At 58.7% G+C, this 22291-nt stretch carries 29 protein-coding genes and 1 pseudogene; 16 read left to right on the forward strand and 14 right to left on the reverse strand.

The window, feature by feature from the left end:
• Positions 1–20: 20 nt before the first annotated feature.
• From GOX73_RS07170 to fliL, 3 genes are read right to left on the reverse strand one after another with little or no spacing between them, the layout of a single operon-like run.
• Positions 21–593, reverse strand: a complete 573-nt coding sequence (locus GOX73_RS07170; protein WP_171124133.1) for a MotE family protein — start codon at positions 591–593, stop codon at positions 21–23.
• Positions 590–1090 carry a DUF6468 domain-containing protein gene (locus GOX73_RS07175; protein WP_171124135.1) on the reverse strand — a complete coding sequence of 167 codons (501 nt, stop codon included), beginning with the start codon at positions 1088–1090 and terminating at the stop codon, positions 590–592. Before GOX73_RS07175 ends, GOX73_RS07170 begins: the two co-directional genes overlap by 4 nt.
• Before the next feature lie 9 nt (positions 1091–1099).
• The gene (fliL, locus tag GOX73_RS07180; RefSeq protein WP_254429132.1) at positions 1100–1597 is read right to left on the reverse strand and encodes a flagellar basal body-associated protein FliL; all 498 of its coding nucleotides are present in this window, start codon (positions 1595–1597) and stop codon (positions 1100–1102) included.
• Positions 1598–1716: 119 nt separating this feature from the next.
• On the opposite strand from fliL, the pseudogene fliF reads away from it, so the two are divergent.
• From fliF to fliP, 4 genes and pseudogenes are all read left to right on the forward strand, one after another.
• Positions 1717–3306 (forward strand): annotated as a pseudogene (fliF, locus tag GOX73_RS07185) (flagellar basal-body MS-ring/collar protein FliF).
• Complete coding sequence (locus GOX73_RS07190) at positions 3306–3902, forward strand: ABC transporter ATP-binding protein (RefSeq protein ID WP_171124139.1); 597 nt, start codon at positions 3306–3308, stop codon at positions 3900–3902. Before fliF ends, GOX73_RS07190 begins: the two are co-directional and overlap by 1 nt.
• Positions 3895–4182, forward strand: a complete 288-nt coding sequence (locus GOX73_RS07195) for a FliM/FliN family flagellar motor C-terminal domain-containing protein (protein WP_171124141.1) — start codon at positions 3895–3897, stop codon at positions 4180–4182. Before GOX73_RS07190 ends, GOX73_RS07195 begins: the two co-directional genes overlap by 8 nt.
• Positions 4182–4913, forward strand: coding sequence for a flagellar type III secretion system pore protein FliP (gene fliP / locus GOX73_RS07200; RefSeq protein WP_171134838.1), 732 nt, complete (start codon positions 4182–4184; stop codon positions 4911–4913). The genes GOX73_RS07195 and fliP overlap by 1 nt, the downstream gene beginning before the upstream one ends.
• Positions 4914–4917: 4 nt before the next feature.
• Here fliP and GOX73_RS07205 read toward each other — a convergent pair whose 3' ends face one another.
• Together GOX73_RS07205 and GOX73_RS07210 are read right to left on the reverse strand one after the other, a co-directional pair.
• The gene (locus tag GOX73_RS07205; RefSeq protein WP_171124145.1) at positions 4918–6360 is read right to left on the reverse strand and encodes a HAMP domain-containing sensor histidine kinase; all 1443 of its coding nucleotides are present in this window, start codon (positions 6358–6360) and stop codon (positions 4918–4920) included.
• Entirely contained in the window at positions 6357–7091 is a 735-nt protein-coding gene (locus tag GOX73_RS07210; RefSeq protein ID WP_171123016.1) for a response regulator transcription factor, read from the reverse strand. The genes GOX73_RS07205 and GOX73_RS07210 overlap by 4 nt, the downstream gene beginning before the upstream one ends.
• Before the next feature lie 217 nt (positions 7092–7308).
• On the opposite strand from GOX73_RS07210, the gene GOX73_RS07215 reads away from it, so the two are divergent.
• From GOX73_RS07215 to GOX73_RS07230, 4 genes are read left to right on the forward strand one after another with little or no spacing between them, the layout of a single operon-like run.
• Positions 7309–8553: an ABC transporter substrate-binding protein gene (locus tag GOX73_RS07215; protein WP_171123013.1), complete on the forward strand. Its 1245-nt coding sequence runs from the start codon at positions 7309–7311 to the stop codon at positions 8551–8553.
• A 58-nt stretch (positions 8554–8611) separates the two neighbouring features.
• The gene (locus GOX73_RS07220; protein ID WP_170387762.1) at positions 8612–9484 is read left to right on the forward strand and encodes a carbohydrate ABC transporter permease; all 873 of its coding nucleotides are present in this window, start codon (positions 8612–8614) and stop codon (positions 9482–9484) included.
• Positions 9477–10382 (forward strand): carbohydrate ABC transporter permease, encoded by a 906-nt coding sequence (locus GOX73_RS07225; RefSeq protein WP_171124147.1) that lies wholly within the window; start codon positions 9477–9479, stop codon positions 10380–10382. Before GOX73_RS07220 ends, GOX73_RS07225 begins: the two co-directional genes overlap by 8 nt.
• A gap of 3 nt (positions 10383–10385) precedes the next feature.
• Positions 10386–11480, forward strand: a complete 1095-nt coding sequence (locus tag GOX73_RS07230) for an ABC transporter ATP-binding protein (RefSeq protein WP_171123009.1) — start codon at positions 10386–10388, stop codon at positions 11478–11480.
• 56 nt (positions 11481–11536) lie between these two features.
• On the opposite strand, the gene GOX73_RS07235 is transcribed toward GOX73_RS07230, so the two are convergent.
• Both GOX73_RS07235 and GOX73_RS07240 read right to left on the reverse strand, forming a co-directional pair.
• Positions 11537–12145 (reverse strand): phospholipid-binding protein MlaC, encoded by a 609-nt coding sequence (locus GOX73_RS07235; protein WP_171124150.1) that lies wholly within the window; start codon positions 12143–12145, stop codon positions 11537–11539.
• Positions 12135–12905, reverse strand: a complete 771-nt coding sequence (locus tag GOX73_RS07240) for a VacJ family lipoprotein (RefSeq protein WP_171123229.1) — start codon at positions 12903–12905, stop codon at positions 12135–12137. Before GOX73_RS07240 ends, GOX73_RS07235 begins: the two co-directional genes overlap by 11 nt.
• Positions 12906–13249: 344 nt before the next feature.
• Here GOX73_RS07240 and GOX73_RS07245 point away from each other — a divergent pair, with 344 nt between their 5' ends.
• Genes GOX73_RS07245 through GOX73_RS07260 form a run of 4 tightly spaced genes read left to right on the forward strand, consistent with a single transcriptional unit; the run spans position 13250 to position 15992 of the window.
• Positions 13250–13705, forward strand: coding sequence for a RidA family protein (locus GOX73_RS07245; protein WP_171123005.1), 456 nt, complete (start codon positions 13250–13252; stop codon positions 13703–13705).
• Complete coding sequence (locus GOX73_RS07250) at positions 13702–14469, forward strand: glycerophosphodiester phosphodiesterase family protein (protein WP_171124152.1); 768 nt, start codon at positions 13702–13704, stop codon at positions 14467–14469. The genes GOX73_RS07245 and GOX73_RS07250 overlap by 4 nt, the downstream gene beginning before the upstream one ends.
• A gap of 45 nt (positions 14470–14514) precedes the next feature.
• Positions 14515–15702, forward strand: coding sequence for a GNAT family N-acetyltransferase (locus GOX73_RS07255; protein ID WP_171124154.1), 1188 nt, complete (start codon positions 14515–14517; stop codon positions 15700–15702).
• Complete coding sequence (locus GOX73_RS07260) at positions 15699–15992, forward strand: 4a-hydroxytetrahydrobiopterin dehydratase (protein ID WP_170387748.1); 294 nt, start codon at positions 15699–15701, stop codon at positions 15990–15992. Before GOX73_RS07255 ends, GOX73_RS07260 begins: the two co-directional genes overlap by 4 nt.
• Here the strand turns inward: GOX73_RS07260 and GOX73_RS07265 are convergent.
• From GOX73_RS07265 to GOX73_RS07280, 4 genes are all read right to left on the reverse strand, one after another.
• Positions 15989–16300: a hypothetical protein gene (locus GOX73_RS07265; protein ID WP_171122999.1), complete on the reverse strand. Its 312-nt coding sequence runs from the start codon at positions 16298–16300 to the stop codon at positions 15989–15991. The genes GOX73_RS07260 and GOX73_RS07265 overlap by 4 nt on opposite strands.
• Positions 16301–16328: 28 nt before the next feature.
• Positions 16329–16676, reverse strand: a complete 348-nt coding sequence (locus GOX73_RS07270; RefSeq protein WP_254429133.1) for an EF-hand domain-containing protein — start codon at positions 16674–16676, stop codon at positions 16329–16331.
• Positions 16677–16687: 11 nt separating this feature from the next.
• Positions 16688–16933, reverse strand: a complete 246-nt coding sequence (locus GOX73_RS20985) for a glycine zipper 2TM domain-containing protein (protein ID WP_171124158.1) — start codon at positions 16931–16933, stop codon at positions 16688–16690.
• Between the two features lie 101 nt (positions 16934–17034).
• Positions 17035–17520 (reverse strand): peroxiredoxin, encoded by a 486-nt coding sequence (locus GOX73_RS07280; RefSeq protein ID WP_171124159.1) that lies wholly within the window; start codon positions 17518–17520, stop codon positions 17035–17037.
• Positions 17521–17619: 99 nt separating this feature from the next.
• Here GOX73_RS07280 and GOX73_RS07285 point away from each other — a divergent pair, with 99 nt between their 5' ends.
• From GOX73_RS07285 to GOX73_RS07295, 3 genes are read left to right on the forward strand one after another with little or no spacing between them, the layout of a single operon-like run.
• A complete protein-coding gene (locus GOX73_RS07285) occupies positions 17620–18831 on the forward strand; it encodes an NAD(P)/FAD-dependent oxidoreductase (protein WP_171134839.1) in 1212 nt (403 codons plus the stop codon).
• Entirely contained in the window at positions 18828–19385 is a 558-nt protein-coding gene (gene rsmD / locus GOX73_RS07290; protein WP_171122989.1) for a 16S rRNA (guanine(966)-N(2))-methyltransferase RsmD, read from the forward strand. The genes GOX73_RS07285 and rsmD overlap by 4 nt, the downstream gene beginning before the upstream one ends.
• Positions 19386–19429: 44 nt before the next feature.
• Positions 19430–19609 carry a hypothetical protein gene (locus GOX73_RS07295; RefSeq protein ID WP_171122987.1) on the forward strand — a complete coding sequence of 60 codons (180 nt, stop codon included), beginning with the start codon at positions 19430–19432 and terminating at the stop codon, positions 19607–19609.
• On the opposite strand, the gene map is transcribed toward GOX73_RS07295, so the two are convergent.
• Positions 19597–20409 (reverse strand): type I methionyl aminopeptidase, encoded by an 813-nt coding sequence (map, locus tag GOX73_RS07300; protein ID WP_171124164.1) that lies wholly within the window; start codon positions 20407–20409, stop codon positions 19597–19599. The two genes, GOX73_RS07295 and map, sit on opposite strands and share 13 nt — an antisense overlap.
• A 187-nt stretch (positions 20410–20596) precedes the next feature.
• On the opposite strand from map, the gene GOX73_RS07305 reads away from it, so the two are divergent.
• Complete coding sequence (locus tag GOX73_RS07305) at positions 20597–20977, forward strand: hypothetical protein (RefSeq protein ID WP_171124166.1); 381 nt, start codon at positions 20597–20599, stop codon at positions 20975–20977.
• 60 nt (positions 20978–21037) lie between these two features.
• Here the strand turns inward: GOX73_RS07305 and GOX73_RS07310 are convergent, their stop codons facing one another.
• Both GOX73_RS07310 and sfsA read right to left on the reverse strand, forming a co-directional pair.
• Positions 21038–21409: a lipoprotein gene (locus GOX73_RS07310; protein WP_171134840.1), complete on the reverse strand. Its 372-nt coding sequence runs from the start codon at positions 21407–21409 to the stop codon at positions 21038–21040.
• Between the two features lie 169 nt (positions 21410–21578).
• Positions 21579–22277, reverse strand: a complete 699-nt coding sequence (gene sfsA / locus GOX73_RS07315) for a DNA/RNA nuclease SfsA (protein WP_171122979.1) — start codon at positions 22275–22277, stop codon at positions 21579–21581.
• Positions 22278–22291: the final 14 nt, after the last annotated feature.

Below are 22291 nucleotides of genomic sequence, written 5' to 3' on the forward strand. Positions count from 1 at the left end.
GGCGGGTGTTAAGATTCAGGTCATTCTTGGGGGGCTGAGGCGTTTCGACCGGCCATGATGACACTGATCGTATAAGCCGCCTCGGGGCTGAGCCCGGCCAGAACGCCCGCTGCCGCATCGGGTGGCATGCGCGACAGGAAACCTGCCGCAAACCCCGTGTCCATCGTTTCAAACAAGGCTGCGGCGTCTTTCGGTTTCATACTTTGGTACACGTCAGTCAGGTGTGTCAGGTCGGTTTCGGCGGCTTTTTCGGCATAGGCCAGCATTTCGCGCAGGTTTTCTTCGGCCTCCTGCAAGGCGACCAACCTGCTCGCAACGGCCCGATCCGCGATACTCAGGGCCTTTTCCTTGACCTGCAACGCCGCCTCGCGGTCTTTCAACGCTTCTTCGCGGCGCAACAGCGCGGTCAGAAGTTCCTGCGCCCCGGGCCGGTCTACCTGAGTATTGGCGGGCTCGGATGCCGTTGGTTCGGTGGTCTTGGCGAGGGCAGGTCCGGCTTCAAGTCCCACTCGAATCGCGGCTGAGCCGACCATCAAAGCGGATATCACTGCAAGAACACCACCTTTGGGTCGGTTGGCAGGTTCGCGCTTCATCCTGTGACCTCGCCCCGATTACGACCATGCCGCATGAACATCAGGCCAACCGGTCGTTTGGCCGGGCTGTCTTGCTCTGGTTTCTGGACGTGATCCGCATCATCTTCTGATGTGTCAGCTCTGTGAGCGACGTCTGGTGAAATCTCAGCCTCTGGGGCCTCTGGCGCAGTATCAGTTTCGGCTTTGGTGGGGGCTTCGGGCTTGGGTTCTTCCGTGATGACGTCGTGCATCGACGCCATCATCAGTTCCAACTGCTGCGCAACTGTTTCTGCTCGCTGGGTCAGGTCCTTCAAGCCATCCCCAGATTTGTCAGTCGCCGCCCGCGCTGCATCCAGTGATTTCTTCAATTCATCCGCCTGCGTCGACAAGACAGCCACCGCGCCGCCGACCCCTTTTTCCAGATCTGTGAAACGCCTCAGGCGCCGGGACAGAACGAAGCAGTACAAACCCGCACCAAGGGCCCCCGCAACAAGCAACATATCTGCGATCAGTTCCAACTTCGCCTCCTAGTTCAGTACGAATTCCATGACGAGGACATCGCGCACGCGATCTTCTCCGACGACTATTCCGATGCGCCGAAGCAGGTGTCCGCGGATACGCATAAGCGCCAGAGAATCTTCGAGGTCTGAGATTTCGACCGCGCGCAGGTATCCGTTCAGAACGTCCATGATTCGCGGTTTCATTTTTTCGACGTCACCCAGGAATTCAGAACTCACCTCAAGTTGAGCGTGAAATTTCAAGTGGCGGGACGCGCCTGTATTTACCGAAACGATCACTGGCGGAAGGTCGACAAATCCAACATCGGGCAACGCCATTCCGGGCGTATTTTTCTTTTTTTCCTTGGCCTCATGCGTGCTGGTCTTGGTCCCGATTGGCAACGCCCCCGAGGTGGTCAGAAAATACCCGCCTGCTGCGCCAATCATCGCCAGAATCAGCCCGATGATCAGCCCCATTTTCCCCGATTTTTTCGAGATTTCTGCCTGTTCTGCGGTCGCGTCGGTCATGAGGTCCTCATTCATCCGTTCTGCGATCGTCATAACCCGGCAGGGACTAACCGATTGTTAAGGGCAATCGTCCAAACAAGGGATGCGCCGGGCAGAATGTCGGCGAGTCGGAGGTGAGCGTGCAGCAGATCGGAACTGTCTGGGCTAGTTTGGACAGGCGTAAACAAATCATCCTTGCCAGTGCGGTTGTGCTGGTGTTTTTGGGCGTCCTTGCGATGTCGCGATTGGTGACGGCACCGTCGATGACCTTGCTCTATGCCGGGCTGGAAAGTGGCGCGGCGGGGGATATCGTCCGATCGCTGGAACAGCGTGGCGTTCCCTACGAGATTCGGGGCGGCTCGATCTATGTGCCGGGGTCGCAGCGGGACGAACTGCGCATGACACTGGCGAGCGAAGGTTTGCCCGCCAACGGAACGCAGGGGTACGAGCTTCTGGATTCGCTTAGCGGTTTTGGCACGACGTCGCAGATGTTCGATGCTGCTTATTGGCGTGCAAAAGAAGGCGAGCTGGCCCGGACCATCGTTGGCAGCCCGCATATCAGTCAGGCGCGTGTGCATATCGCGAATGGATCAACCAATCCGTTTCAACGCAGCATCGCGCCGACGGCGTCGGTCTATGTGGTGTCTTCAGGGGCGTAAATTAAAGCGGATCAGGCCAAGGCGATCCGGTTTCTTGTTGCCTCGGCCGTCAGCGGGCTTGCGCCCGAGAATGTGGCGGTAATCGATTCCAGCGGGGCCGTGATTGGCGCGCAGGATAATGCTGTTGCCTCGGACACGGCTGATGATAAGTCACGCCAGTTGCGCGAGCGGGTCTTGCGCCTTGTCGAAGCTCGAGTCGGGGCCGGAAACGCGGTTGTTGAGGTCAGCGTTGATACCGTGACCAAAACGGAATCCATACGCGAACGTCGGTTTGATCCCAACGGTCGGGTCGCGATCAGCACGGATGTCGAGGAACGCTCGGACAGTGCGCGGAACCAATCGGCGGATGTAACGGTGGCGTCGAACCTGCCGGATGGCGATGGCGCGGGCGGTGATGAGTCGAACTCGAACGCGACGCAAACGCGCGAACGTGTGAACTATGAGGTTTCAGAGACAGAGCGTGAGGTTCACAATGCACCGGGGGCGGTCAAAAGACTGACTGTCGCCGTTTTGGTGAACGGAACTCGAGCGGTGGACGCCGCTGGGGTGGAACGCTTCGAACCGATGCCGCAGGCTGAACTTGCCGCGCTTGAGGAATTGGTGGCCTCAGCGGTTGGTTTCGACGCCGAACGCGGGGACGTGATTACCTTAAAGTCCCTGAACCTCCCGGTGGTTGAGCCACAGGGGACCTTGGCGTCTGCTTCGATCTGGCAAAAAGTGCATTTGGACGCGATGTCGTTAATTCAGATGGTGGTTCTGGCGTTTGTCGCTCTGGTTTTGGGCCTGTTCGTGATCCGCCCAATCCTAACGAAACCGAGCGAAGCGACCGCCTTGTTGCCTGCGTCCCAGCTAACCGAGTCAGATGCTGCCCTGACCGGCGAGATTGCAACCGGGGACAACGGCAATTTCGCTCCGCTTGAGGCGCAGGCGCCCGCAGGCAACGTACCAGCACTTGCTCCGTCAACCGGCGCTGATCCGGTGGAGCGGCTGCGGGCGATGATCGGCGACAAGCAGGAAGAGACTGTCGAAATCCTGCGCAGTTGGCTTGAGGAAGAGGAGGAGCGGGTCTGATGTCAATTGCTCACCTTCTGGAAGATTTCACCCTGCAGGCTGGAACAGGAAAGGTGCATCTCCTGGATGACGACGCGCTGGAAGAAATGCGGCTGGCTGCGTATGAAGAAGGCTACAGCGCAGGATGGGAAGACGCGCTTCAGGCGCGGGAACAGGACCGTGGCGAGGCGTCTGCAACTCTGGCCAAATCACTTGAGGATATGTCCTTCACATATCACGAAGCGATTGCACGGATGTCCACGTCGTTGGAGCCGATGTTCCAGAGTCTAACGCGAACCGTTTTGCCCGAAACACTGGACCGTGGCTTTGCGGCCCGGCTGGTCGAACAGTTGACCGAAATGGCGCGTGATCACATCGGGCAGCCCATGCAGGCCTTTGTGCCCGAAGGGTGCGCGTCCGAGTTGGAGAGCATGGTGCCAGGGAGTCTGTCCTCCGAGACCCAGGTGATTGAAGACCCGGCATTGGAGCCCGGTCAAGCGCGCTTGCAGGTCGGTGTTTTCCAACGTGAGGTAGATTGCAGCGCCCTGCTTGCAACGATCTCAGGCGCATTCGACGCGTATGTTTTTGAGGCAAAAGAGGCATTGAGCCATGAGTGACGACCAAATCCCAAAACCTGAAAAGTCCAGTCCCTTCGACTCTGTCCCGATCGAGGTCACGGTCTCGGTCGGGCGCGCGCGTCCCCCGATCCGGGATTTGCTGAACATGGGTGAGAATGCGGTGCTAACCTTGGACAAGCGGATCGAAGACCCGGTCGATCTGTATGTTGGCGATCACTTGGTGGCGCGCGGACTGTTGGAAGAGATGGAGGGCGATCAGGCGGGTCAGCTAGCCGTGAGGTTGACCGAGATTGCGGACTTGCAGAACGGGATCGGTTGATGCGCTTGCTGCTTTGGGTGGCCGTGGCCGCTGTATCTTTGATGCCCTCGCTGGCGGCGGCGCAAGAGCTGTCGCTCTCGCTGGGAGAGGGCGGCTCGATCTCGGCGCGGACCATCCAGTTGATCCTTCTGATCACAGTGCTGAGCCTTGCGCCCGGACTGGCGATCATGATCACGTGCTTTCCTTTTCTGATCACGGTTCTGGCTATCCTGCGGCAAGGTATTGGATTGCAGCAATCTCCGCCCAATATGCTGATCGTTAGCCTGGCGCTGTTTCTCACCTATTTCATTATGGAGCCGGTCTTTACCGAAGCCTGGACAACCGGCATTCGCCCAATGATCGACGAAACAATGGATGTGGAACCGGCGCTTGAGCGCGCCCTGCAGCCATTTCGAAGCTTTATGGCGGCTCGGCTAGATCCGGATACATTTCATGCGATGGCCGCCCTGCGTCCTGAGGGGGAGGCGATTGCCTTGTCGCCCCAAGCGCCGCTTTCGATTCTGATGCCGTCTTTCATGTTGTCTGAAATTGCTCGGGCATTTCAGATCGGTTTCCTGATCTTCCTGCCCTTCCTGATCATCGACCTGGTTGTAGCTGCGGTACTGATGTCTATGGGCATGATGATGGTGCCACCAGCGACAGTATCGCTGCCGTTTAAGTTGGCATTCTTTGTTATCGCGGATGGCTGGTCCCTGATCGCAGGTGCGTTGGTGCGCAGCTATATGACCTGACCTGTTATTGCCGGGTGATTTGCAGGCACGCGCGCAGGCCCCTGTCGCCGGCCTCGAAACTCAGCGCGCCTCCGTGTTGTTCTGCAACTGTCGCGGCAATCGTCAGACCCAGCCCGAAACCATCGGACGATCCCGTATTCGATCCACGCCGAAACGGGGTCATCAAATCTTCGATATCCGAAACGGACAGATCTGTGCCCTTATCCTGAACTGTGATGGTTGCGGTGCGCGCATCCGTTTCCAGTTGCACCTCGGCATGGCGGCCATATTTCAGGGCGTTGTCAATCAGGTTGGTCAAGGCGCGTTTCAGGGAAATCGGTCGCCCTATGACCAGCATACGCCGTGTCTCGGGCAGGCTGCCTTGTCCCCGGCGGGACATGAAGACCGAAGGCGCGCCCTGCACCGCCACCGGATCGACCTTTTGCAAGGTAACCGGCAGATCCATGTCCTGATAATCAGCGACGACCGCTTCGACCAAAGCGGTCAGTGAAATCTGGCGCGGCTCTTCAACGCTGAGTTCAGACCGCGTGTAGGTCAGGACGCTTTCGATCATCCCCGTCATCTGATCCACATCCGCCTCGAGCTTTTCGCGCAGCTCGTCATCGGGGATCAGGGCGGCCCTAAGCCGGACACGGGTTGCCGGCGTTCCAAGGTCATGACTGACCCCGGACAGAACTGTTGCACGTTTTTCCAGTTGCGCGCGTTCCGCTTCGAGATGTGCGTTTACGGCCGATACGATGTCCTGCAGTTCAGCGGGGCCGCTCGTGTCATAACTGTCCGGACCGCCGCGCCGCTGGCGCTCTCGCAAAGCGTGGGAAAAACGTGTGAACGTATCCGACGCGTTCCCGACCGACGTCATGATCACCGCCAGCGCGACAACGCCCAACAGGATTGCCGGCAATCTCAGGTCGGCAGGCGCGGCCCGGCATCCCCAGATATTCGTTCCATCCACCTGGTACCATGGCCCCCGTCCGAATTGCGCGAACACGATGGGCTCACTGCAATAAGTCGCCAGCAGTTTGGTCAGGTTGCCCATCTTTTCGGGGCCGGTCTGATCGCTGCCGGAAACGATATCGGACACCGGATAGACCAACCGGTCAGACAGGACGGCCAGCGTCAGTTCCCGTCCACTCAGTGGGGACGAACTGTCGGTCAGGATGGACAGGTTGGTCACGAACCGGCGGTCGGAAAAACCCGGAACGCGGTTGAATTCACCTCTCTCTGCAAGTGTTGCATTGTCAGGCGACAAAGGTGTGATGGAAAACTCAGGGGAGGAGACCATTCCGGTGCGCAGGTCCTCATAGATCGTAAACCCGGCAACAAACGAACGCATCTGGAACTGGGTCCAGGCGCGGGATGACGCGAACCACAGGCTAGCGCAGAGCACTCCGACGGCAAATGCCGATACCGCCCAGATCCAGCCGAGGTTGCGCAGGCGCAACGTCATTCCTCTTGCACCGAAACATCTGCGGCGAACACGTATCCAACGCCGCGCTCAGTGCGCAGCATCTGCGGGTCCTTCGGATTGGCTTCGATCTTTGACCGCAAGCGACCAACCAGCATGTCGATGGCCCGTCCTTGCGCTTCTGGCTTGTCTGAGTCGCCGGTTACGTCCAGCGCGGTAACGATTTCGTCGCGCTTCAGTGGAATATGCGGATTGGCCAGCAAAACCTTCAGCAGCGCCGTTTCACGTTGCGACAGCGCGACCAGATAACCCTCGGGTGAGTGCACCTCATCCCGTTTACCGTCATAGAGCCACCCGTCGAACCGGAAGCTACGAGTCCGGCGGCGGTAGGCCAGAGAAGGCGTCCGGCGCGCCCGTTGCATTACTGCGCGCACGCGGGCCAGCAGCAGTTGAGGATTGAACGGCTTGGCGATGTAGTCATCGGCCCCAACCTCGTACCCCGCCATGCGTTGGTGATCTGCCGACAAAGCGGATACCAGAATGATCGGCACGTCCTGTTCGGCACGCAGCCGGGAACAGATTTCAACACCGTTCTCATCGCCCAGCATGACGTCCAGCAGAATAAGGTCGATGCGGCCCGCGTTCAGGTGTGCGCGAATTTCAGCCTCGGAACTGGCGGGCAGGGCGATAAAGCCGTTTTGCTGCAGGAACTGGGTCATCATTGACCGCATGTCCGGGTCGTCATCGACCACCAACAGCCGCGGAATGCTCACAGTATTCGTCCTCCCGTGCTCTGCCTCCTGGCGTCATCAATTGTAACGAACGGAAACAGATTCAATGTCAACGTAACACGCTGTAACAGAAGCGGTGAATATTTGGACCATCGCAGCGGCTTGACGCGGATTTCACGTTGCCAGACGGCACCCGAACACCAGTATGGCCGTTATCGCTGCTGCGGCAGCCTGTAAGTTCTCAGGGAGGAGACAGAAAATGAAGCGTTTTGCATTTGCCACTGTATCGACGATGGCGGTTTTGGCCGGATCGTCGGTGCTGGCGGGCCCCGAAGCCGAAGTTCTGCATTGGTGGACGTCGGGCGGTGAGGCCAAGTCGGTAGCCGTTCTGCAGGAAGAGTTCGCCTCGAATGGCGGCACCTGGACCGACATGCCGGTCGCTGGTGGCGGCGGTGATGCTGCAATGACAGCCCTGCGTGCCCGTGTTCTGGCCGGGAACGCGCCGACCGCTGTTCAGTTGAAAGGCCCGGCGATTCAGGAATGGTATGAAGAAGGCGTTCTGGCCGATATCTCATCCGTTGCCGAAGCCGAAGGCTGGGCCGATGTTCTGCCGGCCTCGATCGCGGGTCATATGATGTGCGAAGGCACATGGTGTGCCGCGCCTGTGAACGTCCACCGCGTGGACTGGATCTGGGCCAATGCGGATGTCCTGGCCGCCAATGGCATCGAGATGCCGACCACGTGGGACGAGTTCAACGCGGCTGCCGTCAAGCTGATGGATGCCGGAGTAATTCCGCTGGCTCATGGTGGTCAGTCCTGGCAGGACGCGACCGTGTTCGAAGCTGTACTGCTGGGCATCGGCGGACCGGAATTCTACCAAAAGGCGCTGGTCGATCTGGACCCCGAGGCGTTGACCTCGGACACGATGGTGCAGGTGTTTGACCAGATGCGGACCCTGCGTGGTTATGTGGACGAAAACTTCTCGGGCCGTGACTGGAACCTGGCGACGGCCATGGTGATGAACGGCGAAGCGGCCTTTCAGATCATGGGTGATTGGGCCAAGGGTGAGTTTCTGGCGGCTGGCAAAAAACCGGGTGAGGACTTCCTATGCGCCTCTACCCCCGGTGACGGCTACCTTTACAATGTAGACAGTTTCGCCATGTTCGACGTGGACGGAGATGACAAGAAAGCGGGTCAGGATCTGCTGGCCAAGCTGATCGTCGCGCCGAACTTCCAGAAAGTGTTCAACCTGAACAAAGGTTCGATCCCGGCACGGACCGACGTGGCGCTGGATGACTTTGACATCTGCGCAAACCTGTCGGCCGAAGACATGGGCTCGACCTCGGCCAGCGGTTCGCTGCTGCCGTCCTATGCTCATGGCATGGCATTGCGTGGGTCGCAGTCTGGTGCGATTACCGATGTTGTAACCGCGCATTTCAACTCGGAAATGTCCTCGGCTGACGCGGTTCAGCAACTGGCGGACGCAGTGGCAAACAGCTACTGATCCAATACGCTCTGCCCCCTATACTGACGGGGCAGAGCATCTTTCCCCGGAGGAAAAAATGTCCGAATGGCTGGAAAACCACCTGCCCAAGGTGGTGCTGGCACCGTCGTTCATTGCCGTATTGATTTTTGTCTACGGCTTTATCGGATGGACGGCTTGGGTGTCGCTAACCCGATCGAAACTGCTGCCGAAATACGAGATCAAGGGCTTCATCCAGTATGAACGCCTGTTCGACTCGCCCCGCTGGGATACGGCAATTAACAACCTGTATATCTTTGGCGCGCTGTTCATCGTGATTGCGATGGTGCTGGGTCTGTTGCTGGCGATCCTGCTGGATCAGAAGATCCGCGTCGAAGGGGCGATCCGCACGATCTACCTGTACCCGATGGCGCTGTCGATGATCGTGACCGGCACGGCGTGGAAGTGGATTTTGAACCCAGGGTTAGGTATCGAATCCATGGTGCAGGGCTGGGGCTTCACGAATTTCGAGTTCGACTGGCTGGTGAACCCCGATTACGCGATCTACACCATCGTGATGGCCGCGATCTGGCAAAGCTCGGGCTTCGTCATGGCGCTGTTTCTGGCCGGTCTGCGATCCGTGGATGGAGAGATCATCAAGGCAGCCCAGGTCGATGGTATCCCAACATGGCGCATTTATACGGCGATCATCATCCCCTCGATGGCCCCGATCTTTCTGTCGGCCTTTATCGTGCTGGCGCATCTTGCGATCAAAAGCTTTGACCTTGTCATCGCCCTGACAGGTGGTGGTCCGGGTTACGCGACCGATCTGCCGGCAACCTACATGTACGCCATGGCGTTTTCGCGCGGTGACATCGGTCAGGCGGCCTCTTCCGCGATGATCATGATGCTGGTCGTCTTTGCCATCGTCGTTCCCTATCTTTACTCAGAGCTGAGGGCGAAAAATGACTGATCTGTCGATGCCCCAATCCCAAACCGAACCCCGTAGCCAAAGTGCCGCTGGCAAGATTGCCCTGCGATGGTTGCTCTATGTCCTGCTGGGCCTGTTTGCGCTGTATTACCTGATGCCGCTGTTCGTGATGTTGACCACATCGCTGAAAAGCCTTGAGGAAATCCGCACCGGGTCCCTGATTTCCCTGCCGCGCGAGGTCAGCTTTGATGCCTGGAAAACCGCATGGTCCGGTGCCTGTACCGGTATTCAGTGCGAGGGCTTGCGGCCTTATTTCTGGAACTCGGTCCTGATCGCGGTACCTGCTGTGGCGATCTCGACCCTGCTGGGCGCGCTGAATGGTTATGTCGTCGCTCAGTGGCGGTTCAAAGGCGCGAACATCATCTTCTCGCTCATGCTGTTTGGCTGCTTCATCCCGTTTCAGGTGGTTTTGCTGCCCATGGCGCGTTTGCTGGGCATGATGGGGATCGCCGGGACCATTCCGGGCCTGATCTTTGTCCACGTCATCTACGGTTTGGGCTTCACCACGCTGTTTTTCCGCAACTACTATGTCACCATCCCGGCCGAGCTGACTAAGGCCGCGCGTGTCGATGGGGCTGGGTTCCTGCGGATTTTTTGGTCGATCTTCCTGCCGCTGTCGCTGCCGATCATCGTTGTGACCGTGATCTGGCAGTTCACGCAGATTTGGAACGACTTCCTGTTCGGCGTGTCCTTCAGTCAGGCGGGCACGCAGCCCGTGACCGTAGCTCTGAATAACATCGTAAACTCCACCACCGGCGTCAAAGAATACAACGTCGACATGGCCGCCGCGATCATCGCAGGGCTGCCGACGCTGCTCGTCTATGTCGTTGCCGGTAAGTATTTCATCCGCGGTCTGACCGCCGGTTCTGTGAAGGGATAAATCATGGCTCCGATCCTCGATATCCAAAATCTGTATAAAAATTACGGCGCGACCGAGATTCTAAAGGACATCAACATCTCGATCGAGCCGGGTGATTTCCTGGTTCTGGTCGGCCCCTCGGGGTGCGGCAAGTCCACCCTGCTGAACTGTATCGCAGGGCTGGAGGAGATCACCGGCGGCACCTTGTCCATTGGTGGCAATGACATGACCCATGTCAGCCCCAAGGACCGCGACATCGCGATGGTTTTCCAGTCGTATGCGCTTTACCCGACCATGACTGTCGCCAAGAACATCACGTTCGGCATGAAAGTGCGCGGGGTGGATCAGGCGACGCAGGATGCCAAGCTGAAAGAAGTCGCGCAGCTTTTGCAGATCGAGCCTCTGTTGAACCGCCGCCCCAGCCAGTTGTCAGGTGGGCAGCGACAGCGTGTTGCGATGGGCCGGGCGCTAGTGCGCGATCCCAAGCTGTTCCTGTTTGACGAGCCGCTGTCGAACCTCGACGCCAAGCTGCGGGTCGAGATGCGGACCGAGATCAAGAAACTGCATCAGACGCTGGATGCGTCGATCGTTTACGTGACCCATGACCAGATTGAGGCGATGACGCTGGCGACCAAGATCGTCGTGCTGAAAGGCGGGGTGGTTCAGCAAATCGGCACCCCGGCCGAGATCTACAACAACCCGGCCAACCTGTTTGTGGCCGATTTCATGGGCTCGCCCGCGATGAACCTGATCCCGGCGCAGGCGCGGAAGAATGGCTCGGGCACCCAGATCGCCATCGCGCGCGACGGCGGCGAACTGGTGCTGAATGATGCACGTGATTTGTCGCTGCCGCAGGATGTGATTCTGGGCCTGCGCCCCGAAGACATCGCCGAAGCGGGGTTCCGCGCAGGTGATGGCGTGCAAGAGGCCGAGTGTCTGGTCGATATGGTCGAACCGGCGGGGGCCGATACCTATGTGGTTTCGGAATTGGGCGGCAAACAGGTCACGGCACGTCTGCACGCGGAAACCCGTGCGCAGGCTGGCAAAAAGCTGAACCTTGCCTTTGACATGAGCAAGGTGTCCTACTTTGCCAAAGAAACCGGCGAGCGCCTGAACTAAAACAAAGGCGCCGCGCGATCAGGGATCGGGCGGCGTCAGTCTGAGTGTGAGGCGGATCAGCTCACCTTGTTCCGGTTCATGTCCTTGATCAGGCGGTTCAGGTCACCACCACGGGCATCCAGCATGGCCCCGACCTCGGTCCGTTCGGTCAGCAGCATATTCACGCCTTCGATGAACATGTTGAAGAACTTGTCACGCCCCGACTTGTCGGAAACAAGGAAGGTCACTTCAAACGGCGACGATCCCTGTAGCTTGACCGAGGTGCGAACCTCGTACCCGGCCTTGATTTTGCGGGCATTGCGCACGGTGACCTGACCGCCGATGAATTCGCGGAAACGGCGACCGTATTTGTTCGAGATATAGCCCTGAAATGCGCTGGTAAATTGCTTCAGTTGCGCAGGGCTGGCGGACCGGCCATCGGCCCCAAGCACATAGCGCGCCATGATCGGCACGTCGGCATATTTCACGAAGATTTTCTCAAAATCGCGGATCATCGCTTTTTCGGATTTACCCGAGGCGATCACGCGGTTGATTTCATCCACGACACTGACAACCAACGCCTTGGCGCTGGCTTCGGTCTGGGCAAAAGCAGGAAGGGCGGTCATCAGCGCACCAGCCAAGCCGGTGGCGATAAAGTGGCGTCGGTTCAGATGGTTACTCGGCATAGGGGTCCTCGTAGGGGTCTAGGTAGGGGTCCCTGACAGGGTCGGTCCCGGTTTCGGCGTAGGGATCGTCATACAGACCCAAATAGGCCTCTTCATCGTCCCTTGCCAGTTCAAAGCGCCGGTTTTGCAGGTAGATGGTCTGTGCCTGCCTGTAACTGTCAGCGCTTTCGTACAGGATTGAATCAACCGTATCCGAGAACCGGCCCCGATCCCCCATGCGGCGTACAACCTCGGCGTAGACACCGATATTGTCGACGGGGCGAACGGGGGTAAAGTTGATGGGGTTCGAGAACAGATTGACGATCACGCCGATCGAATCCCGCTGGGTTGACGGGCCATAGAACGGCAGTTCCACATAGGCGCCTTCGCCGACACCCCAGACGTGCAGGGTTTCGCCGAAGTCCGTATCCACCGGCGGCAGATTCAATTCGCTGGCAGGATCGGATAGGCCCGCGCCGCCGACGGTTGTGTTGATCACGAACCGCAGAAGGGCATTCCCGGATTGCTTGAGATTGCCTTGCAGCAGGTAATCCAGCGCCTGCCCCGGCATCGTCAGGTTTTCGGCGAAATGGTTGAAACTGGTGACCATCGGATCCGGAACGATCTTGACGTATCCCTTCGAGGCCGGGCGGAACAGGAACCGGTCAACGCCCAGATTGAACTTGTGGATGCCCCGATTGGCATTTTCATACGGGTCGAAAGTTTCCCCCGGAGGCGTTCCTTCGGGTGGGCGTGTGGCACATGCACCAAGAACTGCCATAAGGGACAGGACGATCACGGGCTTTAAGCGAATTCTGCTCAACACGGTTTTTGCCACTCCAACATGCTCGGATGCGATACAGCCGAACGCTTAATCAATACTGGTTCTGGCCGCGCATTGACGGCTCAATTTGATGACACATAGGTGTTTCACAAATACATTGAAACAGCCAGCGTTTAACCCGCACGAAGGGTCAAGGTAAAGTGACCAGAGAGGAACACTCTGGAATAAGAGAAGTTATGCTTAGTGCGCCTGCAACCCCAAAAACCGCCGGTTTCGTGCTTTTCCAAATCCCTGAACCCGGTTAGCGTCCACCCGAGTCGAATTTAGGTGAGGATCATCACATGAGCATCGCAGCAAAACTGGAAAGCCTGGGCGTCACTTTGCCTGACGCGCCTGCTCCGGCCGCCAACTACGTCCCTTTCGTGCGTATCGGGAACATTGTCTATGTCTCGGGCCAGATTTCCAAGGATGACGACCTGATTACCGGTAAGCTTGGCGATGACATGGATGTCGAGGCCGGAGCCGCCGCGGCGAAGGTCTGCGCGATCAACCTGTTGGCACAGGTCAAGGCGGCCTGCGGTGGGGATATCGACAAGCTGGTGCGCGTGATCAAGCTGACCGGGTTCGTGAATTCGACCGCAGATTTCACTGCGCAGCCGCAGGTGATCAACGGCGCATCCGACTTTTTGGTCGAGGCGCTGGGCGAAGCGGGCCGCCATTCACGCTCGGCCGTCAGTGCTGCGTCGTTGCCGCTGGGCGTGGCGGTCGAGATCGAAGGTATCTTCGAGATCGCATGACGTCTGCTTTACCAGCCGCGTTCCTGCAGGCCCCGATCGCGCATCGGGCCTTGCATGACATCTCGGACAACCGCCCGGAAAACAGCCGGGCGGCCATTCGCGCAGCGATTCAGGCCGGATATGGAATCGAGATCGACCTGCAACTGACAGCAGACGACCGGGCCGTGGTGTTCCACGACTATGACTTGGCGCGTTTGACCGGCCAATCGGGTCCGATCCGTCAGGTTTCGTCGGCTGAGGCCTCGAAGCTGCCATTGTTGTTTGGCGATGACGGCATTCCAGCACTGGACGAGGTGTTGGACATCGTCGCGGGCCAGGTTCCTCTTTTGATCGAGCTCAAGGATCAGGATGGTGCCATGGGCCCTAATGTCGGCCCGTTGGAGCACGACACCGTCCGCGCTTTGCAGGGCTATGACGGCCCTGTGGCGCTGATGTCGTTCAACCCCAATTCGGTGGCGGAACTGGCGCGTATCGCTCCGCATCTGCCGCGTGGGATCACAACCTGCGCCTATGAACCGAAGGTAGAGCTGTTGCCGCAGAATGTTTGCGACCATCTGCGTGGCATTCCGGATTTCGACCGGGTCGGAGCCAGCTTTATCAGCCACGAAGCCGCCGACCTGGCGCGCGCCCGCGTATCCGAACTGAAGGCGCAGGACGTTCCTATCCTGTGCTGGACCATCCGCACGCCCGAACAAGAGGCAGAGGCCCGCAAGGTTGCGGATAATGTGACCTTCGAGGGGTATTTGGCCGCTCATCCGGGTTGAACCTAACCCCGTCCGTCACAGATAAAGACCAGATGCGGAGGGCACATGGATCAGGCACAGATTGAGGTTCGGGTTCTGAATTCACTCGCGCAGATTCCTGCGGCTGAGTGGGACAGTTGTGCCTGCCCCGAAGCCTTGGACGGGGGTCGTCCGGTTGATCCTTTCACCACGCACCGGTTTCTGCTGGCATTGGAAGAAAGCGGTTCGGTCGGGCGCGGCACCGGCTGGCAGCCGCAGTATCTGACCGCCTATCTTGACGGGATGCTGATCGGAGCGGCGCCGATGTATGCCAAGTCGCATTCTCAGGGCGAGTACATCTTCGATCACAACTGGGCACATGCCTATGAAAACGCGGGCGGGCGCTATTACCCCAAGCTGCAGATCGCGGTACCCTTTACACCTGCAACGGGGCGGCGGTTTCTGGTTCGGCCGGGCTATGAAGGGGTAGGTATGTCCGCTCTGGTGCAGGGGGCGGTACAGCTGGCGGCAGACAATCACGTGTCTTCCATTCACGCGACATTCTGCACCGAGGCGGAGGCCGCCGCGGGCGAAGAAATGGGTCTAATGGTTCGCCATTCACAGCAGTTTCACTGGTTGAATGACGAGTATGACGATTTCGACGGGTTCCTGGCCGCGTTATCGTCGCGCAAGCGCAAGAATATCCGAAAGGAACGTGCGCAGGCTTGCAGTTTTGGAGGCCAGATCCATACCCTAAGCGGCGATGACCTGCGGCCTGAACATTGGGACGCGTTCTGGCGGTTCTATCAGGACACGGGCTCACGTAAGTGGGGAATGCCATATCTGACGCGGCAATTCTTTGATATTGCACACGAAACCATGGCTGACGACATGGCCTTGGTGCTGGCCGAACGCGACGGGTATCCGATTGCGGGCGCGTTGAATTTCATCGGGCGTGAGACGCTATTTGGCCGCTACTGGGGGTGCGTTGAACACCATGACTGCCTGCATTTCGAACTGTGCTATTATAAGGCGATCGACTTCGCCATTTCACAGGGCTTGGCGCGGGTCGAAGCCGGTGCGCAAGGGGAACACAAGCTGGCGCGCGGCTATCTGCCTACGCGCACGCATAGTCTGCACTGGGTGAACGACCCCGGCTTTGCCGATGCGATCAAGAAATATCTGGACGCCGAGGCCCACGCAGTGGGAGAAGAGATCGAGATTCTAACGGATTACGGCCCGTTCAGAAAATCGAACCCGGAGGAACAGCAATGACCGAATTATTGTCGACCGAGACCCGCGGCCCCCTTCTGGACCCGCTGTTCAAGAACGGCTGGACCATGGTCAAGGACCGGGATGCGATTACAAAAACCTTCATTTTCGAAGATTTCGTCCATGCGTTTGGTTGGATGACGCAGGTGGCGATTTTTGCTGAAAAGTGGAACCATCACCCTGAATGGTTCAATGTCTACCGCACGGTCGAAGTGACGCTTTCAACGCATGACGTCGGCGGGCTGTCGTCGCTTGACGCAAAACTTGCCCGCAAGATGGATAGCCTGGCCTAACCGCGATCCCCGCGTGAGCCCATGCCTCCGGCAAGGCTGGCGACTTCACCCAGACGCCTGAATTCGGCAGGGGTAACCGTGCCGTCGCTGACATCAATATTGCCGGGTATTCCGGTTCGACGGTTCCCGACCATGCGCACGGATCTGGCGGCAGGGTTGATCTCGAGGCAACGCGACTCATAACAGGTCAGGCCGCTGGTGCTGATCTGGATTTGTTGTTGGCCGTCGGGACCTGTGACCACGGGTGCTTGTGGCACATCGCAGGCCGCAAGCACGCCAAGAACACCCAGAGTAAACCATTTGTTCATTGCACGCTCCTGTCCGGTTCGACCGACGCTAGTCCAACTGTCCGTTTCCGTTCTGATCGGCGGATGAAAAATCCTCATTCATCTGCGCGTCGTATTCTGCACGAGAGATAAGGTTGTCCCGGTTGCGGTCAACGCTTTGGAATTGTTTTATGTCCAGAAACGGCTTGGCCTCTTCCAGACCAAGGGTGCCGTTCTTATTCTCGTCCATTGCCTGAAACGCATAATCGGAAAAAGCGTTGAATTCGTCCTTGGACAGGAATCCATCGTTGTTCGCGTCTATCGCATTCAGTTCGCTCTCATGCAGTTCCGCAGTGGTTTCGGCCATTGCGGTCCCTGCCAGAACGGTCAGGCCAAGTGTCATCAACCCAAGTTTCATGACGCCTCCTCTCAGCATGCGAATTTCTGACCTTCGATCCCGCCAGCCGCAGCACCTGCCGCTGTCAGGATCGTTTTGCCGGACCCGCCGCCAAACTGGTTGCCGATTACTCCGCCCAAAAGGGCCCCGCCGACCGTGCCGCTGAGGCACGCGATCTCATGCTGGCGGGCGGCCTGTTGTTGCGGGGTGGGGGCCGGACCGCAGGCGGCCAATGCGCCTGCTGTGCCCAGACAAAGGGCGAAAACCTTGAGCCTCATAAACAACTCCCTGATGAATACAGGTCGAGTATTCGCGCAACGGGGCAGTCTATCAAGTTAAATAGAGGTTTTGGCCCCGGATGTGCCGGGGCCAGACCGTGTCAGATAACGTCCAACAGGCCCTCACCGGCAGAAATTTCACATGCGCCGGGGTTTTCTTCCAGATTCAGTGCGGTGACCTTGCCATCCTCGACCAGCATCGCATAACGCTTCGACCGCGCGATCAGCCCGGCAGGCGGGGCGTCGAAATCCATGCCGATGGCTTTGGTGAATTCGGACGCGGCATCGGCCAGCATGGTCAGGCCCGCATCGGACGCGCCGGTGGCCTCGCCCCAGGCTTTCATCACGAAGGGGTCGTTGACCGAAACGCAGATGATCTCATCCACGCCTTTGGCGCTGAATTGGTCCTTGGTGCGCAGGAAGCTGGGCACATGGGCCGAATGGCAGGTAGGTGTGAACGCGCCAGGCACAGCGAAAATCACCACTTTGCGCCCTTTGGTCTTGTCTGAAATCCGAACCTCTTCGGGGCCTTCTGCACCCATCTGGGTCAGGGTGGCGTCGGGCAGCGTGTCACCTGTTGAAATCATTTTTATGCTCCTGTCGTTTGGATTTGCAGAGTCGGGCTTAGCCGCAATATAGGTGGTCGCGTGGATCAGGCCACGGGAATTCGACAGGGTGAGGGAAAGATGAGCCATATTGTCGTAATTGGTGCCGGGCAGGCGGGTGCATCGCTGGTGGCGCGGCTGCGCAAGGATGGGTTTGACGGCGACATCACCCTGATCGGGGCCGAGCAGCATCTGCCCTATCAGCGCCCCCCCTTGTCCAAGGCTTATCTGCTGGGCGAGATGGAGTTGGAGCGTCTGTTCTTGCGCCCCGAGAGCTTTTACGCCGAGAACAACATCACCCTGCGTCTGGGCCAGCGCGTGACCGCGATTGATCCGAAGGCCAAGACCGTTTCGCTGGGCGATGAGGTCATATCCTATGATGAACTAGCCCTGACAACCGGGTCGGACCCGCGCCGCCTGCCTGCCGCGATTGGCGGCGATCTGGCGGGCGTGCATGTGGTGCGCGATCTGGCCCATATCCACGAGATGGAACCGCGCGTGACCGACGGCGCTCGCGCGCTGATCGTGGGCGGCGGCTATATCGGGCTTGAGGCTGCGGCGGTTTGCGCCAAGCGCGGGGTCAAAGTGACCTTAGTCGAGATGGCCGACCGTATCCTGCAACGTGTCGCCGCGCCCGAGACCAGCGATTATTTCCGAGCGCTGCATACGGGGTATGGGGCCGATATCCGCGAGGGCGTCGGGCTGGACCGTCTGCTGGGTGAGGATGGCAAGGTGACGGGCGCGGTTCTGACCGATGGGTCAGAGATTGACGTTGATTTTGTCGTTGTGGGTGTGGGTATCGCGCCCGCGACTCAACTGGCTGAAATGGCGGGGCTGGAGCTGGACAACGGCATCAAGACCGACGCGCATGGGCGCACATCTGATCCGTTTATCTGGGCGGCGGGGGATTGCGCGTCTTTCCCTCATGCCGGGGGGCGTATCCGTCTGGAAAGCGTGCCCAACGCCATTGATCAGGCCGAGAACGTGGCCCAGAACATGCTGGGCGCGGCCAAGGAATATACCGCGACGCCGTGGTTTTGGTCGGATCAGTATGACGTCAAACTGCAGATCGCCGGGTTGAACACCGGCTATGATCGCGTTGTGACCCGGCGGGGAGAAGGCGCAACCGTGTCTTTCTGGTATTACAAGGGCGATCAGTTGATCGCGGTGGACGCTATGAACGACCCGCGCGCTTATATGGTCGGCAAACGTCTGATCGACGCGGGCAAAACGGCTGACCCCGCCGTGGTGACCGACCCCGCAGCGGACCTTAAACCGCTGCTCAAAGCGTGAGGATCATTGCCGGAGAATTCCGCGGTCGGGCCCTAACCTCGGTCGGTAAGGGCGATGCGGGCGCGCATTTGCGGCCCACAACGGATCGGGTGCGCGAAAGCCTGTTCAACGTGCTGACCCATCAGATCGATTTTGACGGTCTGCGAGTGCTGGACTTGTTCGCGGGCACCGGCGCGTTGGGGCTTGAGGCGCTGTCGCGTGGGGCCGCCCATGTGACCTTCGTGGATGACGGGCGCGTGGCGCAGGGGCTGATCCGCAAGAATATCGATCTGACCCGCAGCACCGACCGAACCCAGTTGATCCGCCGCGACGCGACCCGGTTGGGTGACAATCCCGACGCGCCTTACGATCTGATTTTCCTTGATCCGCCTTACGGCAAATCCATGGGGGAAAAGGCAATCGGCGCGCTGCGCGGCTGGATCGCCGATGACGCCCTGATCGTGTGGGAGGAAAACGCGCCCATGCAGCCGCCCGAAGGGTTCACCCTGCAAAACAGCCGCAAATATGGCGACACGCATATCACGTTGATGTGGAAGGGTGTCTCGGACGCATAAGGCGTGCCTTTGGGGAACTTGGCTGATTGTGTTAGGCTGTGTTCATGGACCGTGTATTGACTCCTCCGATCTGGGCATCGTCACATGAGGCCGCAGCCGATACCGGCCCCGCGCGCAAACCGTTGCGCGCGCCGGTTTTCATCCATGACGCTGCGACGCCTTGGGGGTCTGAAACACTGCTCTTGAAACTCTGGCGCGATCAGAACGCCGATCAGGACGAATAGGTCGGGTGGAACTTGTTGCCCGGTGACAGGGTGAAGATGTCGAATCCATCTGCCGTCACGCCCACCGAATGTTCGAACTGCGCGGACAGGGACTTGTCCCGCGTCACGGCCGTCCAGTCGTCGGACAGGGTTTTGGTTTCGGGCCGCCCAAGATTCACCATCGGTTCGATCGTGAAGAACATGCCTTCTTCCAAAACTGCGCCCGTACCCGGCCGGCCATAGTGCAGGACGTTGGGCGGTGCGTGGAAAACGCGCCCAAGGCCGTGACCGCAGAAATCTCGCACAACGCTCATGCGATGCGCTTCAACATAGGCCTGAATCGCGTGGCCGATATCGCCGAACGTGTTGCCCGGCTTTACCATCTCAATGCCTTTGAACAGGGCATCATGGGTCACCTGAATCAGGCGTTCCGCCTTGCGGGGCAGTTTGCCCGCGACATACATGCGCGAGGTGTCACCAAACCAGCCGTCGACGATGACGGTGACGTCGATATTCAGGATATCGCCATCCTTTAGCCGCTTGTCGCCGGGAATACCGTGGCAAACCACGTGATTGACGCTGATACAGCTTGCGTGCTGATAGCCCTTATAGCCGATGGTGGCCGATGTCGCGCCTGCGTCCTCGACCATCTGGGTGATCAGGCCGTCAATCGCCCCGGTGGTCTGACCGGGAAAAACATGCTCAGCAATGTCATCCAGAATCCGCGCAGCCAAGGCCCCTGCCGCGTGCATACCGGCAAAGTCGCCCTGTTCATAGATGCGGATACCGTCCTTGGTCAGACGGCCACGATGTTCCTTCATCGGTGCGAGGCTCCAAATGTTTCGCGCAGCATTTCTTTTACGCTGCTTGTGCAGAAAGTACCAGAGGGCGATGGGTCGCGGGTTTTTTCAACTGTTCAAATGGCGTTGAGCACGGGAATTTCAAGCAAGGGTCTCTGTCTGCCTCTGTTATGCTGCGCCAGCACTGTTTTCCGTACAGCGTGGCAGAATGAAGATTCTTGATGTGAACAGATGGCTTGTTTTCGCCGTGGCGGTCTTTCTGGGCGGCTGCCGCGAGGACCATAGAACCCTGACAGCGCAGGAGTTGGCCTCGGAACTGAACATCAGCCGAAAGATTGCGTTTGAGCGGTTCCATATCTCTGGTGCCGCCACTCTGCGGCGCGACGGAAGCTTCGAGGCCACAGTCCCCCATCTTGGGCGCGACACCGGAACCTGGTGGCTGGACGGAGACAAAATCTGCAGCCGGTGGGCGAACTTCCGACAAGGGCAAGAGCTTTGCGCCGTGGTTGGGCAGAGCGAAGATGGTCAGTTTCGGGGAAAAAGTCCGATAAGCGGTTCATTTCTGGGAAATTTCCGCTTCTTGAACTGAGCCGGATTTTGCAAGCCCCCCGACCCTATGATCGAGGACGCTTGCAGTTTTTTGTTTGTCTCAGACGCAAGTGTAGAAAATGAAATGCACGGGGCGGACTGACCCGTCGGCCTGTGTTCTGTTGCTGACACCAAGGTCTTTTTTGATTGCGGCTTGTCCGGTTAGCCTTGGGCTGGCCTGACCTGCGCAGAATGCTGCGACGCGGCGTCTGACTTCGGGCTCGGTCACTTCGTCAGGGAAGAACCCGATTTCAATGGTCTTGTAAACGCCACCTGATTCCAGTGGAAATGCCAGATCCAGACCTTGCTGGTCAGCAAGGTTTAGGAAAACACTTTGAACCAGTGTGGCACGGCGGGTCGCCGCCGCTTGGGGGTCCACGGAACAGGCGGTCAGGGTGAGCGCGGCGATAAGTACGGAAAATGTCTTTTTCATTGATGTCTCTGATATTGCCTCGGAACTGGAAGGCCGGATTCTGTCGTGTCAGACCCACCCTTCAAGTTGTGTGTGCTGCTGCAGCGTGGCACTTTTAAGGCGAGTGACGGCCAATTGTTCGCGTCGCATTCGAACAGGGCCCAACCCGTAAAAGTCGTTAGGTTGCGAATTAGTCCAAAGGCTTAGGCAGTACCCAAACACCTTCGGGTGAGATGCGTGTCGTGTAGATCAGACGCTCCACCCCTTGTGCCTGAACGGTTTCGAACGTGTCGGCATAAGTTGGGTCTATATCGGCGGCCAATGCAAACCGGTCGCAATCCGTGCGCTGCACAAGGTACAGCATGATCGCCCGGTGACCCCGTGCCACCATCGCGGAAAGTTCGCCCAGATGTTTGGTGCCGCGTGCAGTGACGCTGTCGGGGAATTCAGCCAGCCCCGGCAGGCGCGACAGGGTCACGCTTTTGACTTCGACATAGGCATCCGGCAGGCCAGGTCGGGTCAACAGAAAGTCGATGCGGCTGTTTTCGCCATATTTTACCTCGGGGCGGACGGTTTCATAGGCGGCCAGTTCGCGGATATCCCGCGCCTCCAAGGCTGCGCGCAGGGCTTTGTTCGGAACCGATGTGTCGACCCCGGTGAAATGGCCGTTTTCATGATCGACCAGCCGCCAGCCGTATTTCAGCTTTTTCTTTGGGTCGTCATTGGGTTCCAGCCAGATTTTCTGCTCTGGTTCCGCCAGCCCCATCATCGACCCCGGATTGGCGCAATGGGCGGTCACCTCGCGCCCGTCCTCCAGCCTGCAATCAGCCAGAAAGCGTTTGTATCGGCGGATCAGGCGGGCGGGGACAAGAGGGGTTTCAAATCGCATGGCCAAGGGCCTAT

It is taken from the genome of Ruegeria sp. HKCCD7221 (assembly GCF_013031225.1).
GTDB lineage: Bacteria > Pseudomonadota > Alphaproteobacteria > Rhodobacterales > Rhodobacteraceae > Ruegeria.